Annotated in this window: 11 protein-coding genes and 1 tRNA gene; 3 read left to right on the top strand and 9 right to left on the bottom strand. The window is 45.3% G+C overall.

Annotation, left to right across the window (positions count from 1 at the left end; translation table 11 throughout):
* Positions 1 to 17: 17 nt before the first annotated feature.
* From G5B12_RS00600 to G5B12_RS00615, 4 genes are all read right to left on the bottom strand, one after another.
* Positions 18 to 935, bottom strand: coding sequence for an SPOR domain-containing protein (locus G5B12_RS00600; protein WP_174087562.1), 918 nt, complete (start codon positions 933 to 935; stop codon positions 18 to 20).
* Between the two features lie 39 nt (positions 936 to 974).
* On the bottom strand, positions 975 to 1,877 hold the full coding sequence (locus G5B12_RS00605; RefSeq protein ID WP_174087563.1) for an undecaprenyl-diphosphate phosphatase: 903 nt from the start codon (positions 1,875 to 1,877) through the stop codon (positions 975 to 977).
* Between the two features lie 159 nt (positions 1,878 to 2,036).
* Positions 2,037 to 5,252 (bottom strand): carbamoyl-phosphate synthase large subunit, encoded by a 3,216-nt coding sequence (gene carB / locus G5B12_RS00610; RefSeq protein WP_021976704.1) that lies wholly within the window; start codon positions 5,250 to 5,252, stop codon positions 2,037 to 2,039.
* A complete protein-coding gene (locus G5B12_RS00615) occupies positions 5,252 to 6,328 on the bottom strand; it encodes a carbamoyl phosphate synthase small subunit (protein WP_118062010.1) in 1,077 nt (358 codons plus the stop codon). Before G5B12_RS00615 ends, carB begins: the two co-directional genes overlap by 1 nt.
* A gap of 237 nt (positions 6,329 to 6,565) precedes the next feature.
* On the opposite strand from G5B12_RS00615, the gene G5B12_RS00620 reads away from it, so the two are divergent.
* The 3 genes from G5B12_RS00620 to G5B12_RS00630 all read left to right on the top strand — a co-directional run bounded on the left by G5B12_RS00620 (position 6,566) and on the right by G5B12_RS00630 (position 7,988).
* A tRNA-Leu gene (locus G5B12_RS00620) sits at positions 6,566 to 6,649 on the top strand.
* Between the two features lie 273 nt (positions 6,650 to 6,922).
* Positions 6,923 to 7,273 carry a hypothetical protein gene (locus G5B12_RS00625; protein ID WP_021976706.1) on the top strand — a complete coding sequence of 117 codons (351 nt, stop codon included), beginning with the start codon at positions 6,923 to 6,925 and terminating at the stop codon, positions 7,271 to 7,273.
* Between the two features lie 13 nt (positions 7,274 to 7,286).
* Positions 7,287 to 7,988 (top strand): protein phosphatase 2C domain-containing protein, encoded by a 702-nt coding sequence (locus G5B12_RS00630; RefSeq protein ID WP_021976707.1) that lies wholly within the window; start codon positions 7,287 to 7,289, stop codon positions 7,986 to 7,988.
* Between the two features lie 28 nt (positions 7,989 to 8,016).
* Here the strand turns inward: G5B12_RS00630 and G5B12_RS00635 are convergent, their stop codons facing one another.
* The 5 genes from G5B12_RS00635 to G5B12_RS00655 form a co-directional block, all read right to left on the bottom strand.
* A complete protein-coding gene (locus G5B12_RS00635) occupies positions 8,017 to 11,655 on the bottom strand; it encodes a protein kinase domain-containing protein (RefSeq protein WP_174087564.1) in 3,639 nt (1,212 codons plus the stop codon).
* Between the two features lie 20 nt (positions 11,656 to 11,675).
* On the bottom strand, positions 11,676 to 13,316 hold the full coding sequence (locus G5B12_RS00640) for a hypothetical protein (RefSeq protein WP_021976709.1): 1,641 nt from the start codon (positions 13,314 to 13,316) through the stop codon (positions 11,676 to 11,678).
* Between the two features lie 78 nt (positions 13,317 to 13,394).
* Positions 13,395 to 14,036 carry a zinc ribbon domain-containing protein gene (locus G5B12_RS00645; RefSeq protein ID WP_021976710.1) on the bottom strand — a complete coding sequence of 214 codons (642 nt, stop codon included), beginning with the start codon at positions 14,034 to 14,036 and terminating at the stop codon, positions 13,395 to 13,397.
* 39 nt (positions 14,037 to 14,075) lie between these two features.
* On the bottom strand, positions 14,076 to 15,461 hold the full coding sequence (gene clpX / locus G5B12_RS00650; protein WP_021976711.1) for an ATP-dependent Clp protease ATP-binding subunit ClpX: 1,386 nt from the start codon (positions 15,459 to 15,461) through the stop codon (positions 14,076 to 14,078).
* A gap of 156 nt (positions 15,462 to 15,617) precedes the next feature.
* Entirely contained in the window at positions 15,618 to 17,294 is a 1,677-nt protein-coding gene (locus G5B12_RS00655) for a S1C family serine protease (protein ID WP_118169400.1), read from the bottom strand.
* Positions 17,295 to 17,330 lie beyond the last annotated feature (36 nt).

A 17,330-nucleotide genomic window follows, 5' to 3' on the forward strand; every position in this document is an offset into this window, starting at 1 on the left:
ATTTCCACCTGTATCGCTTATTGCTCTGACCAGTCTCCATTATCATCCCAGATAATGTCTCCGTTTCCGCCATCGCTGCCGCTGTCATCGATCACTTCGTCTCCGTTTCCGCTGTTATCACCGTCATCTACATAACCGCCATCATCGCTGTTATCGGAATCGCCGCTGTCTCCATTGTCATAATTATCATTGCCGTCATCACCGTCACCATTGTCATAATTTCCGTTATCACTGCTGTCATCACTTCCATCGTCTCCGCCGTCGTAACTTCCATTATCACTGTTATCGTAATCACTGCTGTTATCTGTGCTGCTGTCAGAAGAAGAATCGGTTGCATCAGAAGAATCCGTTGTACTGTCTGTAGAATCTGTGCTGTCTGTATTCTCACTGTTATCCGTTTCCACATTTCCCTGTGTGCTCTTCTCGCTCTTCTCGCTGAGACTCATATAAGTCAGATATGCAGATCCGTTGTCGATCATCAGCTTCGCACTCTCCATATCTCCCAGTTCCACACTGTAGATCTCATATGCGTTTCCGTCTCCATCCACGATCTTCATATCATAAATATCATCTGTGGCGGATTCCGGTGTGTAATACATCTGTACCTGTTCTGCTGCCTTGATCGTAGACTCTGCCGGAACCAGATTCTTACCCCATTCTGATCCACCGGCTGCACGGAGATAGATCTCTCGCACTTCACCCTTGGTGCTGTTTGAGAGATAAACAAATTTCGCGGTACTTGTCTTCACACCAATAAGCTTCGGTGCCGGTGTTGAAGTCGGCAGCGGACTGGCTGTTGCCGGTGTTGAAGTCGGTGCGGCTGTCGGAACCGGTGTCGGTGTTACTTCCACGGTGTCTTTTGATGAGCTTCCGCATCCGGCTGCGCTCAGTGCTGCAGTTGCTGCCAGTGCGATCATAATTTTCTTATATTTCATAATAATTACCTCCAGAATTACTGTTTATACATATTTGTTTTATGCAAGTAACGTTTTTCCGATAAAATATCCGAGAACCAGGATTCCAAGAATGATTCTGTACCATCCAAATGCCTTGAAATCATGTTTCTTGATATATCCCATCAGGAATTTGATCGCCAGGATAGATACCACAAAAGATACCAGTACACCTACGATCAGGATGATCAACTCTGTAGAGCTGAAGGCAAAACCGAATTTCACAAGCTTCAGAAGACTTGCGCCAAACATAACCGGAATTGCCAGGAAAAAGGTAAACTCAGCCGCAACAGTACGGGAAGTTCCGGCGAGGATTCCTCCGATAATGGTAGATCCGGAGCGGGAAGTTCCCGGAATTACGGAAAGCACCTGGAAACAGCCAATGATCAGCGCCGTTTTAAAGGTAAGATCCTCCAGGCTGGTACAGGCTGGTCTGCGACGTTTATTGTAATTCTCGATCACAATAAACAGAACACCATATACGATCAGTGTGATCGCAACTACAACATAATTATAAAATTTCTCTTCAATGATATCATTAAATGGAAGTGCGATGATGATCGTCGGCAGACATGCTACCAGGATCTTGACCCACAGGATCCATTTCTCCTTATCACAGTATTTCTCCACAAATGTAAGGATTGCTCTGGATACTGCCGGCTGTTTACGCAGTGCCATCTGTGTTTTTTTCGGGATTTTTCTTATGTAAAAAGGCCACAGCTTACTCCAGTACAATACGACAACTGCCATGATCGCACCAAGCTGGATGACAACCAGGAAGAATTCCATAAATGCATCAGATACATTCAGCTTGATAAATTCATCTACCAGGATCATGTGGCCGGTACTGCTGATGGGAAGCCACTCTGTAATTCCCTCCACGATACCAAGAAGGATAACCTTCAGCAATTCTATAAAGCTCATACAAACTCCTTTCGTAATTTACGTCCAACGCAAGATAAGGACAGAGCCGGCATGTAAACAACGGCCCCGTCCTTATCAGTATATTACATATTTTGCAATTCGTAAACTTTGAAATTTCCATTTCACAAAATTTACGCTTTTTTTACATTTTCATGACCTTTAGCGATTATCAATCTTCGCGATGTCTACCAGAGTCAGATTGTTCAGGTCTGTGTTCTCAAGACTTGTAACCAGAGCCTCTGCAGTATCAAGGCTTGTAAGTACGTTAACGCCTGTCTCGATAGCATTACGACGGATGACGAAACCATCTTTCTGATGCTCAACACCCTGTGGCGGTGTATCGATGACAACATCGATCTTGTGGCCAAGGATCAGGTCCATCAGGTTCGGAGACGGCTGCTCCAGCTTGTTGGTACGTGTTACCTTGATTCCATTCTCAGTCAGGACATTTGCAGTACCTCTTGTTGCGAAGATACGGTATCCCTGAGCCTCAAATCTCTTGGCGATCGGAATAATATCCTTTTTATCCTCATCTTTCACAGTGATGATCATCTGTTTGTGTTTCGGAAGGCGAATTCCTGCTCCGATGAATGCTTTGTAAAGAGCCTCATTGAAGGTCTTTGCAATACCAAGGCACTCACCTGTGGATTTCATCTCAGGTCCAAGGCTGATATCTGCGCCTCTGATCTTCTCGAAGGAGAATACAGGCATCTTGATCGCGAAATACTCTGCCTCTTTCTGAAGTCCCGGTGTGTAGCCAAGCTCTTTGATCTTGTGTCCAAGGATGACTCTTGTTGCAAGAGGAACGATCGGGATTCCTGTTACCTTGCTGATATACGGTACTGTACGGCTGGAACGTGGGTTAACCTCGATAACATATACATCCTCGCCTACAACGATAAACTGGATATTGATCATACCGATCACATGAAGTGCCTGTGCAAGACGACGTGTGTACTCGGCAATGGTATCTTTTGCTTTCTGGCTGATGGTCTGTGCCGGATATACGGAAATACTGTCTCCGGAGTGGATACCTGCACGCTCGATGTGCTCCATGATTCCAGGGATCAGGATGTCCTCACCGTCGCATACCGCATCGACCTCGATCTCTTTACCCATGAGATATTTATCAACAAGGATCGGATGCTCCTGTGCGATCTGGTTGATGATTCCGATGTACTCTTCCACATCCTCATCGCTGACAGCAATACGCATTCCCTGTCCTCCAAGTACGTAGGACGGGCGGACAAGTACCGGATATCCCAGCTCGTTGGCAGCTTTTTTCGCCTCTTCTGCTGTGAATACGGTGTGTCCCTTCGGTCTCGGGATCTGGCATTTCTCAAGGATGGCATCAAAGAGCTCTCTGTCCTCTGCGGCATCTACGTTCTCAGCAGATGTTCCAAGGATCTTCACGCCCATCTTGATCAGTGCTTCGGTAAGCTTGATGGCTGTCTGTCCACCGAACTGAACAACGGCTCCGTCCGGTTTCTCGATATTTACAACATTCTCAACATCTTCCGGTGTCAGTGGCTCGAAATACAGTTTGTCCGCGATATCAAAGTCTGTACTTACTGTCTCCGGGTTGTTGTTGATGATGATAGTCTCGTATCCTTCTTTTGCAAATGCCCATGTACAGTGTACGGAGCAGAAGTCGAACTCGATACCCTGTCCGATACGGATCGGTCCGGAACCAAGTACCAGGATCTTCTTTTTATCTTTGGTCTCGATTGCTTCGTTCTCTGTCTGATCATCGCCATATACAGAATAATAGTATGGTGTCTCTGCCGCAAACTCTGCCGCACAGGTATCTACCATCTTATATGCTGCACGGATGCCGTACTCTTTACGCAGCTCTTTGATCTCGGCTTCTGTCTTGCCTGTGAGATCTGCGATGATGTAGTCCGGGAACTCCATTCGTTTTGCTTCCAGAAGAAGGTCTTTGTCCAGTTTCTGGGTCTTCAGAGCCTGCTCCATCTCAACAAGGATTGCCAGCTTGTCGATGAACCAGATATCGATCTTGGTGATCTCGTGAAGTTTCTCCTGGGAAATATTTCGTCTCAGGGCTTCTGCGATCTTCCAGATACGGCGGTCATCCACGATATTCAGCTCGTCCAGAAGTTCCTCATCAGAAAGATGGGAGAAATCGTAGGACATCAGACTGTCTACGTGCTGCTCCAGGGAACGGATGGCTTTCATTAAAGCACCCTCAAAGTTATGGCAGATACTCATAACCTCACCGGTAGCTTTCATCTGTGTGGTCAGTGTACGTTTTGCTGTGATAAATTTATCAAATGGCAGACGCGGGATCTTAACGACACAGTAGTCCAGCATCGGCTCGAAGCTTGCGTATGTTTTTCCTGTGATGGCATTCGGGATTTCATCCAGTGTGTAGCCCAGTGCGATCTTGGCCGCAACCTTAGCGATCGGATAACCGGTAGCCTTACTTGCAAGTGCGGAAGAACGGCTTACACGAGGGTTAACCTCGATGACACAGTACTCAAAACTCTCCGGATGAAGAGCGTACTGTACGTTACATCCACCTGTGATACCAAGTTCTGTGATGATGTTAAGCGCAGATGTACGAAGCATCTGGTACTCTTTATCTCCAAGTGTCTGGGAAGGAGCAACTACGATGGAGTCACCGGTATGGACACCAACCGGGTCAATGTTCTCCATGTTGCAGACTGTGATGCAGTTTCCTGCGCTGTCTCGCATTACCTCGTACTCGATCTCTTTCCATCCGGCGATACATCTCTCTACAAGAACCTCGCCTACACGGGAAAGACGGAGACCATTCTCAAGGATCTCACGAAGCTCCGGCTCGTTGTGTGCGATACCGCCGCCGCTTCCGCCAAGTGTGTATGCAGGACGGAGAACAACCGGATATCCGATGGTCTGTGTAAACTCCACACCATCTTCTACGGTTGTAACGACCTTGGATGCTGCAACCGGCTCGCCGATCTTTTCCATGGTATCTTTGAACTCCTGACGGTCCTCAGCCTTACGGATGGTAGCTGCTGTGGTACCGATCAGTCGTACATTGTGCTCTTTCAGGAAGCCTTTCTCCTCAAGCTCCATGGCAAGGTTCAGTCCTGCCTGGCCACCCAGTGTAGGAAGTACACTGTCCGGTTTTTCTTTGAGGATCAGCTGCTCTACGACCTCAACAGTCAGAGGCTCGATGTAAACTCTGTCTGCGATGTCTTTATCTGTCATGATGGTAGCAGGATTGGAGTTTAAAAGTACAACCTCCATGCCCTCTTCCTTCAGAGAGCGGCATGCCTGGGTTCCTGCATAGTCAAACTCTGCTGCCTGGCCGATTACGATCGGACCTGAGCCGATCACAAGTACTTTTTTTATGTCCTTATTCCTTGGCATTATTTCTCTCCTCCCATCATCTTCATGAATCTGTCAAACAGGTAACTGGAATCCTGTGGTCCCGGGCATGCTTCTGGATGGAACTGTACGGTAAAGATGTTCTTTCCATTATATGCCATACCCTCGTTTGTTCCGTCGTTGACGTTTACAAATGCAGGATGTGCGATGTTTTTCTCCTCAAGGCCTTCTGCGTCTACTACGTAGCCATGGTTCTGAGAAGAAATATAAACTCTTCCTGTCTCCAGGTCTTTGACCGGATGGTTTCCACCTCTGTGACCGTATTTCATCTTATGGGTATCTCCGCCTGTTGCAAGAGCCATAAGCTGATGTCCAAGACAGATGGCAAAGATCGGCACATCGGAGTCATAGAGTTTCTTGATTTCTTTAATAATAGAAGTGCATTCCTTCGGATCTCCAGGGCCGTTGCTGAGCATGATGCCGTCCGGATTGTCTCCAAGGATCTCTTCTGCCGGTGTCAGAGCCGGGTAAATGGTAACCTGGCATCCTCTCTCATTCAGTGAGCGTGCGATGTTTCTCTTGGCGCCCAGATCAAGAAGCGCAACCTTCGGTCCGTTCCCCTTAAGCACTTCCTTTTCGCGGCAGGAAACCTTCTCTACCACTTTTCCTGTTGTATATGCTTTTAATCTGGGGATGATTGTATCCAGGTCATAGTTCTCGTCAACTGTGATCATTCCGTTCATGGTTCCCTTCTCACGAAGGATCTTAGTCAGTGCTCTGGTATCAATTCCTGCGATTCCCGGAATGTCGTTTTTGCTCAGAAAATGCTGAATGGTGTCTACGCTTCTGAAGTTGCTGGGAACTCGTGATAATTCGCGTACAATAAATCCGTCAATCCACGGCTTCCTTGATTCCTGGTCATCATAACAGATTCCGTAGTTTCCGATCAGCGGATATGTCATACACACCGCCTGTCCTGCGTAAGAAGGATCTGTCATTACTTCCAGATAACCGGTCATGGAAGTGTTAAAGACAATTTCACTGATGACTTCCCTTGCAGAACCAATGCTAGTTCCTGTAAATACATGGCCATCTTCCAATATCAGAAATGCTTTCATACAATCTCCCTTTCTTTGTTCTCTTATTTTATCCTAAATCTTCAAAATTGTATCACAGGAATCGTCATTTTTCAACACCATATGCAAAAAAAATGTATAAAACTAACTTAAAATATTTTTTTTGAATTTTTTTAATTTTTTTGAATTTTTCTATTGACATTCTTTAGTTCCTGGGTTATTATAAGTGAGCAGTCGACGAGCGGAGCAAACAAAGCGAAGTAAGCCGGTTGACAAAATGCAGGAATGGCGGAATTGGCAGACGCGCAGGCTTCAGGTGCCTGTGGTCGCAAGATCGTGTGGGTTCAAGTCCCATTTCCTGCATTCTTTTTTATTTTATCCAAAATCAAAAGGAGCTGTTGCTTCCCGGAGGAACTTTCATTCGGAAGGCAGCAGCTCTTTTATTTTTTCCATTTTTCCTCCACAAAATACCAGGAAAAAAGTAAAACCCGGGTCCTCTCCCATTTTCGCTATGATGTAGTCAGTTCAAAGAACAACACATTTCCAAAACAAAAGGAGGACCTGATCATGAAGCCATAAATCTCAGACACCGATACACGTTAACTTCATTCATATTTACAACAGGAGGAAAAAATAATGACAATTAGATTTAATACTTATGATTACGATGCACTTTTTGGCGCTTTCACAACATTTTTTATTATAATGGCTGGTTTTGCTATTTTAGTCTGGACTATTTTCTATTTTATAAAAAAATCCGATAAAAACAAACCTGTCTTCGCAACACGTGCAAAAATCCTTGAAAAAATCACAGATACTCTCTTCGTTGGATGGTATCTTGTAGAATTCGAAAACGGAGAACGTTTAAAACTCAGAACTTTCGAACCACGTAAAGTATTTTTTTCTGCAGGCGATATCGGAATCCTTCGCTACCAGGGAATCACCATTCTCTCCTTCCAGAAAGAAAACCGTCCACCAATGCGTTGAAAGGACATTTCCTATGATACATGTTCGATCTTTCCGCACTGCCGGAAAATGCCACGGATTTGACATCAGCCGGTGTCAGGATCAGATCAGAATACTTTCCGATGCCACACAGACAACCATAGTTTTATGCGACGGGGCTGGAAGCAGCCCCTATGGTGGCATTGCGGCCAGTGTAGCTGCCAGTACTCTGGCCGGAAATCTTCATCTTAATTTCGAACAGTATCTTCATGGTGCCCTTCCCGATATCCGGATGCAGCTGACCAGGACTGTGGACACTGAATTAAAAAAAATGGCAAAAGAAATGCAGATCGATCCCCGGCTGCTGGCAACAACCATGCTTGCCATTTCCATAGACAATGACGGCAGATTTGTCGGTGTTCATCTGGGAGACGGCAGCATCTTGTGGAACGTTGGCAGCAGTGATCTCCTTAAGACTGTCTCTTCTCCTCAGAGAGGAGATCAGCCAAATTCAACCTATCTGACCATGAACTGCCCGCTTTTTTATTACCTGCGCTTTTATCGCTGGACAAAACCTGGTGCCAGAAGGATCATCCTCTTATCCGATGGAATGAACGGCCTGAACGCGCCACTCACTTCCGGTATCTTTTCTGTGCAGAATCAGGATCTCCTGAATCAGAAAATGATAAACACCAGAAATTTTGATGATATGAGCTATGTGCTCTGTGAGTTAGATGCTCCCTGTTCCAGGCAATGACGTCAGTGCCCCGGACATTTTTGCAAAATCATCCGAAAATATATGTGATATCCACCGTTTTCTCTTTTCTGTCCCCCAGGATCTGCTCCGCTTTCTCCCTCAGCTCTCTGTACCCGTAGAAAGAAATACCATAATATCTGTCGTCATCCCGTCCCAGCGCATATATCATCTCTTTCTCAAGATCCACATAAGCATAAGGAATATCCGCATACGGGTGCAGCTGAGAATTTTCATCCACAGAATAGATATTCAGTACTCTTTCCAGCCATCCGTCAAGGGAATGGACGCTTACCTGGCCCTCTCTTGTATACAGCGCCAGATATCTGCCTTTCGGATCTGCCAAAATATCTGTTTTCTGTGCAGAATCCATATCCACCACCTGTGTGGCGATATTTTTTCCGGAAGCAAGATCCCAGATCGTAACTTTTCTGTCGCAGTATACCACCAGCTGTTCATCTTCTTTAAAAAATGCCACCAGTGGTTCATCTGCCCCATTGCGGGAAATCGTGAAAAACGGCTCTTTCTTCTCTCCGTCATACACATCGATCGATGTATCATTTATGACTGCAAAACGCTTTGTTGACGCTCCCTGAACCCGTGTTCCTTCTGTCGTCTTCTCCACAGTTTTTTCTGTCTGAATTTTCTTTTTTATATCCTGTGCCTCTGCCGGTTTCATGGATGTATCCTGCGCGATCTGAGAAATGACCAGAAACGGCGTCCCGTCCTTCATCTGAATGATCACTTTTTTATTCGCATCATATAAAAAACCGCCAACAGAACTGTCTTCCGCGGAAAAAATCTTCTGACGATCATCCATCCAGAACCGTTCCACACTTCCGTCCGCAAGGCCAAGCAGCACTGTACTTTCATTATACACTGCCAGTTTCACGATTGGATATGAAAAATCTTCTTCACATAATATGTTATATGTATTCCTGTCAATGATCATCAGATGTGTACCCAGGTTGACCAAGATCACGTCTGCCTTTTTTTCACTGTCAAACTGAAAATTTTCATATACTGCTGCATCTGCATACAGAGAATCTTCATACTGTGTCCGCAGATAATGGGTCGTATTTTCCCACACTCTTCCCTTTTCCATCTGATATATTGCTTCACGGTATCTTTTTTTATCATCGATTCCACCACTTCCAAAAGGCACGTTCTCACATTCTATGGTAAGGAATTCCGAATTACTGATAAAACGGATCACGGAAACATGATTAGCTTCCAGTGTTGTCTGTTTTCCGGTATTCAGATCAACCGTCTGAATGCCTCCGTCCCAGATATCCCCGGAAGCATAATCAACCCAGCTGACTGCCAGAGTATTTCCGTCCGGAGAAATTGCGATGGAAGTTATATGATCCATTGTATCCACAGTCAGTCTGATCTTTTCCATGCTGTCCTGGTTCAGGTCATACCGATACACATAAACTCCATCCAGAGACTCGCAGCCAAATACAAGCATTCCATCATGAAGTGCCCAGACCGGAGTTTCCAGCATGTTGTCCTCTTCTTTTAACGGAATCCTTTTTATACATTTCTGCTGTTCGATGTCTGTGTAGTACGCTGTGTTCTGTGAAAACAACAATATTTTTCCCTCAGAAACAAACTTTCCATCTATAAATGCAGAAGTTTCCTCCTCCAGTTTACACTTCCACTTCAAAGACCAGTCTTCCATATTGTAAAAATATGCGATTCCCGATTCATCCAGACAGAAAAACACCTTTCCATCCGGACTGCTTTCACCGATATCCGTTGTATTATTTTCCAGTTCCACCTGTCTGTCCGGCCGGAAACCTTCTACGTTTCCTTCATGATGATAACTGTACAGGGCAGAATTCAATGCATAGATCTCTTCCGGGATCACTGGTGTATCCCCTTCTTCCTGTGCTTCCAGAGCAGCCTGTAACGCTTCTTCCCGGTTTCCTTCCTTCAGAAGTTCCGCAGACAGAGCCACCTGATCCTCCGCCCGGTTTTCCATGATCCGCCGGTTCTGTTCTTCGATCCTGTGGTTTCTGTCCATGGCAAACAGGAAAAAAGCATTTGCCATCAGCACAGCCAGAGATCCAATGACTGCATATTTCTTTATGATATAATTTCTCTGCCTCTGTTTCAGGGAATCATATGTGGTTCCTAAGATTGGAGCCGCAATCTTTAACAGTACGTTTTTCTTTACATTTCGGAGCACCTGTTCCGGTGTTTCCCCTCTTGCATCGGCCGCAAGGACCTCTGCGGTCCTGTCACTGCCCAGCAGTTCCTTTTGGAAAACATCTTCCGGTTCTCCCTCTGTTACTACGGCAAGTATCCTGGATCTGTCATGAAATTCAAGAAATGTTTTTATTTCCAGATTAACCCAGGGGGAATCTTTGGTTTCAGAAGAGCAGATCACGATCAGCCATCCCGAATTTTTCAGTGCTTCCCGGATCTGGAGCCCAAAATCAGAACAGGATGACAGTTCCCCTTCGTCCATAAAAACCCGTCTGATCTTTTTTATTTTATTTTTACGCATCCACGGAATGTGGAAATGTTCCAGTTTCTGCTGAAGTATTTTTGCAGCCTGGCTGTCCGTTTCCCCATGACGATAGCAGATAAACGCATCATATACAACCTGGGAAAGATCGCTTTTATACGGCTGCAGCGCATGAATAAGATCCGATACATCTGCCAGCATTTCTTCACAGGAATGATATCGCTCCTCCGGCGTTTTCTTTAACGCTTTCGAAATGATCTGATGGACTTTATCCGCCATATGAGCCGGACAGTTCAGCTTTTTCAGTTTTCTTTTTGAAAGATACAGGCCGATATTCGCAGAGTCAAGTTCCCTCTGGGTGTATCTCTTTCCGGTCAGCATCAGAAGAAGCAGGTATCCCACACTGTACAGATCTGCCTCTGCTCCCAGCCTCAGAGTTCCATCATTGTGCCCGACAATCTCCGGCGACTCGAATCCTATTGTGGAAAATAATGCTCTGTCACGAATCACAGGACATAACCCGTCCTCGCAGACAGGTCTCGCCGCTCCAAAATCTACCAGAGAAACCAGATTATCTTCCTCTGAGAGGCTTCCTTTTATAAATACATTTCCGTCCTGGATATCCAGATGGAGAAAACCTGCTTCATGAACTTCTTTCACCGCGAATAATACCTGTTTTATGATCTGAAATGCCTGGACAACCGAAAATTTTTCTCCCTGGGAAAGATAAGATTTCAGTGCTTTTCCTTTGGATTCCAGTGATGTCATGATTGTAACAGTGTTATTTACCAGATGAAAAGTATGTCCCTCATCAAAAGAGAGCTCAACTTCCCCGGAAGCGCTGATGACGGGAATCGTTCTGGCAGCGGTATTGTAAATTTTCCCTGTTATCTCCTGCTCCTGCATCTGCATTTTTTTGACAGAATCCAGATAACGGACGGATGCCGGATCTTCTGACGCAGATACGATCTCACCATCTTCTCTTCTCTCAAAAACAAACGCAGCTGACAGCGGAAAACACTCTTTTAACGCATAGTCAATTTCACTGACTGTAATTTTCCCATCAAGATAAGATATTTTTTTACATGGGTATACAATACTTCCGCCGCCTTCTCCGATAGGTTTTCCGGTAATTTTATACAGTTCACCCTGGGATAAACGGATCCATGTTCCTTCCTGCAGTACTTTTCGCATTGTTTTTTCCTTTTTCTCATTCACACTTCTTCTACGTTTCCATATCCGGATTCCAGCCACATATCACTTAAATTCTCGGTTTTTCCATCCCATGACAGCCCCGGTGTTCCTATCTCCTCCGCCACAAGCGCATAAAGAACAAACCGGTCCAGAGGAAATGGCGGATACAGTGGTTCAAAAGAAAACATCATCAGAAATCCATTGATGCAGCTGATATAACCTTCTATTTTTTCGTATTCATCCCAGCTGTCAACAACATCTTCCAGCTGCCCGAGAATGTTTTCCATATTTTCAGAAAAATGTTTTTCTTCGTTTGCTTCTGCCATTTCATAAAGTTCATTCCGTAAATCTTCATTTTCATTTCTTGAATATCCGGAAATAAAAAGATACGCAAGCAACAGTATATCTTTACGTTCAACAATGGCCGCATTGTCCGGTTTTTCCACAAAGCGTCTGATTGCTCCCAGACGGTTGCTTCTCTCATAAGCCTTACACACAAGATAAATTTCTTTATTAAATGGTATATTGTCATGTTTCGTCTTCAGACTTCCATGTGATGGCAGGCCAAACTCCCCAGGTTCTGCAAACTGCCAGCCATGAGCACACATAAATGCCCTGGCCAGACTTCCCATATCCGGATAACCATCTTCCGCGATCTCAACTTTAACCTGGTTATCTCCGGAATTTGAAACCTTTCCGACTGCATCGTTTCTGCGGTCACCTTTGTGATATGCCCAGTAATCGTAAGTTGGATACAGTTTTACAAGATAGCGTGTCAGTTCCATCAGGTCTTTTCTTCGCTGCAGGGAGTATCCGGAATAGTAAACAGAAAGATTATCCGATACCACTTTTTTCGTTTTTTTATCTTTCTTCACGAGGATTTTTCGTCTGGTAAACTCTGGATCTACAGAATACATATATTCGATCAGTTTGTCTTCCATATCTTCCCGCTCAGATTCCGGAACACTGATACCGGCCAGTTCCGGTATCTGGTTACTGATCATTCTGGTCATGCCGATATTTCCCACAGTCTGCGTTTTCCCGGCATCTTCTGCATCCTGTGGTCTGTTCTGTTCATATTTTTTGAGTATGCTTTTAACTTTAGTCCAGTCACCCTGGGGACGCAGCATTTTACAGAACAGGCAGATACAGTCCAGCGGATTTCTTACGCTGAACGGTTCGTGTCCACAGGCAAGGAGAAATTTTGTCGTAGTATAATCATCCATATTTAAAAGGAAAGACAGTTTTACCGCAAGTTCTCTTTTTCTGGGATATTTTTTGTCACTGAGCCATTGAAACCATTCGATTGCCTTCACTACCTCGTTCTGTTCCTTTAACATATATTTTTCCAGCCTGGAACTCAGATTCTTAAGAAATTTCTCCGGCCATGGGACATTGTTATTTACGGTCAGATCTTCATAGGATTCCCCTGTTTCTTCGGAAGCATCACGCAAAAGTTCAGAAAAAGATGCCTGTATCTGCCTTCTCATCAAAAATCCGGCTGTACAGAGATTTCTGGCATCGTTCAGGCTCCTGACAACAGCCATCGGATCGTTCATCAGTTCTTCACTCATATCTGCCAGTTCTTTCGTCCATATATCCATTGATTCTTCTGCCTGTCTTGTGAGACTGTTCTCATATTGAAGGCAAGTATTTTCCATGTGTTTTCGTTTCCTTTCCCTGTAAAAAATACAGCAACAGGCTCCCTTTCTCTCAGGAGCCTGCCACATCTCAAATATTTATTCCGTTTTTTCTTCAGATTCTGTTGCAGTTTCTTCTGCTTCTTCCACCACTTCCTGCGTATCTGTTTCTTCCGAAGTCTCTGCTTCCGGAGCGGCTTCTTCAGTCTTCATCGTTTCCGTTTCTCTTCCGGATACTTCCTTCTCCGGTGTTTCTGTTTCTTCTGCTGCCTCTGTTACTTCCTCTGCTTCCGTAACTTCTGCATTTGCTGCGTCTTTCAGTTCTTCCTCTGCCTGCTCGATCACGTCAGTGGCTTTTTCTTCCAGTTCTGCTGTCGGACACGCGGCGCCGCAGTAAGGGCAGAAACTTGCTTCTCTCATTACTGCCTTATGGCAGGCCGGACAGAACTTCTCGCCCTTGCTGGCTGCAATGGCATCCCGGAAGTGATCCGCCTCCAGCATGTGCTGGCTGATCTCCTCGCAGATTGCTCCCACTTCTCCGTCAACAGCTTCTCCGTGTTCATAACGGGTGTAGATCATTTTTCCGATGTCCATCATCAGTTTTTCTGTCATACGCTCCTGTGCAGAAAGTTTATTGCGGATCTTCTGGATCTCATAGAGATTCTCCGCCTTGGAACTGAGGCCCTTCGCTTTCCGTGTCAGTGCATTTCCAAGATCATCCCAAAAACTGCTCTTCGCCATATCTGTCACGCTCCTTTTTATTTGCTTCCTGTGTTATCTTTATCCTTCCAGCAGCGGAGTTTCCTGACCACGCATCAGGATCTTCGGTCCGCCATTTCCCTGGATGTATCCTTCTGTGATCACTACCTCACCGATATTATCATCCTTCGGAATCTCGTACATAATGTCCAGCATATACTCTTCCAGAATCGCACGAAGTGCTCTGGCGCCTGTGTGACGCTCCAGTGCCTTACGTGCAATAGCATGAAGTGCTCCGTCCTCAAACTCAAGCTTTACTTCATCCAGCGCCAGAAGTTTCTGGTACTGTTTCAGGATGGCATTCTTCGGCTCCTTGAGGATCTTCACAAGCATGTCTTCTGTCAGTCCATTCAGTGTAAAGATGATCGGAAGACGTCCGATAAACTCCGGGATCATTCCAAATGCACGGAGATCATCTACAGTTACCTTCTCCAGTACATGAGGATCATTGTCATATTTATCCTTCAGATCTGCGTAAAATCCGATAGAAGCCTGCTTGTTCAGTCTCTCCTTGATGATATTCTCAAGATCCGGGAAAGCACCGCCGCAGATAAACAGGATATTTCTTGTATTTACAGTCACCATCGGGACCATTGCGTTCTTGCTGGTAGCACCTACCGGCACCTCGACCTCACTTCCCTCCAGAAGTTTCAGAAGTCCCTGCTGCACAGCCTCACCACTGACATCTCTCTGATTGGTGTTCTTCTTCTTGGCAATCTTGTCGATCTCATCGATAAAGATGATTCCGTGCTCTGCTTTCTCCACATCATTATCTGCTGCTGCAAGAAGCTTGGATACCACGCTCTCGATATCATCACCAATATATCCTGCCTCTGTAAGAGAGGTGGCATCTGCAATAGCCAACGGCACCTGAAGGAGTTTGGCAAGCATTTTTACCAGATAAGTCTTACCACATCCTGTCGGTCCGATCATCAGCATATTGGATTTCTCGATCTCAATATCATCCATGGTGTCCGTAGCAACTCTCTTATAATGATTATATACACCTACGGACATTACTTTCTTGGCATATTCCTGTCCGATCACATATTCATCCAGCGTTGCCTTGATCTTATGCGGTGCCGGGATATCTTTAAGATCGATCACCGGCCTCGGGGTTTCAGATTTCTTCTTGATCTTCTTCGCCTGATTTCCCGGATTCTGAAGACTGCTAAGATCGATCATGCTCACATTTGGCATGTTAAAAAGATCGGAATAATTTCCATTGCTCATCTGTGTATTCATAGTATCAAAGCTCTTCTGCATACAGTCTGCACAGATATGTATATTATTGGGAAGGTCGATCATCTTCCCTGCCTGACTCTCCGGTCTGCGGCATAAAAAGCAGAATTTCTCGTATTTCTGCTCCTGGTCATTGTCTTTATTATTATCAAACTGATCTGCCATAACATTTCCTTTCTGGTTTTTATAAGACGGAAGCCGGTTTCGTTTTCCGTCTTGTGTCATAATGCATATTATACCACATAATCCCGACGTATCAAATTAAGTTTTTATAAAACAGGGAGCCGCAAAAAACGCAGCTCCCTGTCCAGATTTCTGTTTTCAGTTGTCAGAAGCCGGCTTGCTTCCAAGAGTGACTTCTACGGTTTCTTCTTTATATTCTCCGTTATTTGCTCTTGCAATTACCACTTCCACGGTTTCGCCTGATTCGTAATACTGAAGTTTATCCACCAGATCATTCTTGCCGCTTACCTTCTGCCCATCCAGTTTTACAACGATATCACCTTTTTTGATCCCGGCTTTATCTGCCGCACCACCTGGTGTAACTTCTGTAAGAAATGCTCCTGCCGGCATATTGTACATCTGGATTGCCTCTGTTGTAAGGTCCGCAGCTTTGATTCCCATATAACCAACTTTTGAAGTGTCTTCTATTTTATCACGTGTTTCGCGGTTCATCAGCTCTTCCAGGATCGGTTCTGCTTTGGATATCGGAATTGCATATCCCATTCCCTCCACCTGACTGTCTGCGTATTTGGCCGCATTGATCCCGATCACTTCGCCTTTCATGTTCAGAAGCGCACCACCACTATTTCCGGGATTAATAGCCGCATCTGTCTGGATCAGTCCACTGGTATCACCATCCTCTGTGCTGATGGTACGGTTCAGGGCACTTACCCATCCGGAAGTGACTGACTGGCCATAACCCAGAGCATTACCAATCGCAACTACCTGCTCACCTACTACAAGATCGTCGGAACTTCCCATCTGTGCGATCTTGATCTCATTCATCGTCTCTTCCGGAATATCGGACTTCTCTACAGCAATTACTGCCAGATCGTTCTCTTCGTCTGTTCCCTTGATCTTGGCTGATACCGCATTATTCACATCCACACTGCTATCTGAACTGTCTGTAATACTGTCGCCACTGGCCATCGCCTGTGTCTCTTCTTCCGCACCGACTACATCTCCGCCTGCAAAACATACGGTAAGTGTTGTTGCGCCGGATACCACATGATTATTCGTTGCGATCAGAAGTTCACTGTCATTCTCACCTACAATGATTCCGGAACCGCTTCCCGCACTCTGATACTGTCTTGTTCCATATCCGAAAAAGCTCGGGATCTCCTGTACACTGACAGAAGTGATCGCAACGATCGAGGACATCGTCGCCTGTGCAACTCCGGCTACTGTTCCGCTCTCTGCTACGATGCTTTTCACACTGGATTCTGTGGAACTGCCATCTGTGCTTTCTTCTGTACCGGTAACAGTTTCTGTTTTTCCGATCTGTGTACTGCTGCTGTTATTATCTCTGTATTTATCTGCCGCAATATTTACTCCCTGAAAAACAGCACCTGCCACCAGTCCAAAGATCACTGCCAGGGCAACGGCTGTTGCAGCCTTCTTTCCAAAGCCGCCGTTCCCGCCTCCATGAGCTGTCTTCGGTTTATGAGGTTTCTTCGGTGGAATACTTCCTCCCGCATAATTTCCTGCCTGCGGCTGATGCACTTCATAATGTGCATATTTCGGTTTTTCCTGAAAACTGGTATTATTCTGAAAATTGCTGCTGTTTGTTCCATTTCCGTAACCGTTCTCCTGCATTCTCCGGCCTGCGGAATATGGATGAGCCATTGGTTTCTGTGCAATATCTATATTTTCAGTACTGTTATCTGCAGCACTGCCGGTATCTGTATTTCCAAAAGTATCCAGAGGTTTCTCTTCTGTTGGAACATTTTCGTTTACCTCTGGCAGATCTTCATCCCATCTGTTTTCTTCACTCATGACCCTAGTGCTCCCTTCTCAAATTTTTCTTATGCC

Origin of the sequence: Blautia sp. MSK.20.85 (genome assembly GCF_013317245.1) — a bacterium.
In the GTDB taxonomy this organism is placed as follows: Bacteria; Bacillota; Clostridia; order Lachnospirales; family Lachnospiraceae; genus Blautia_A.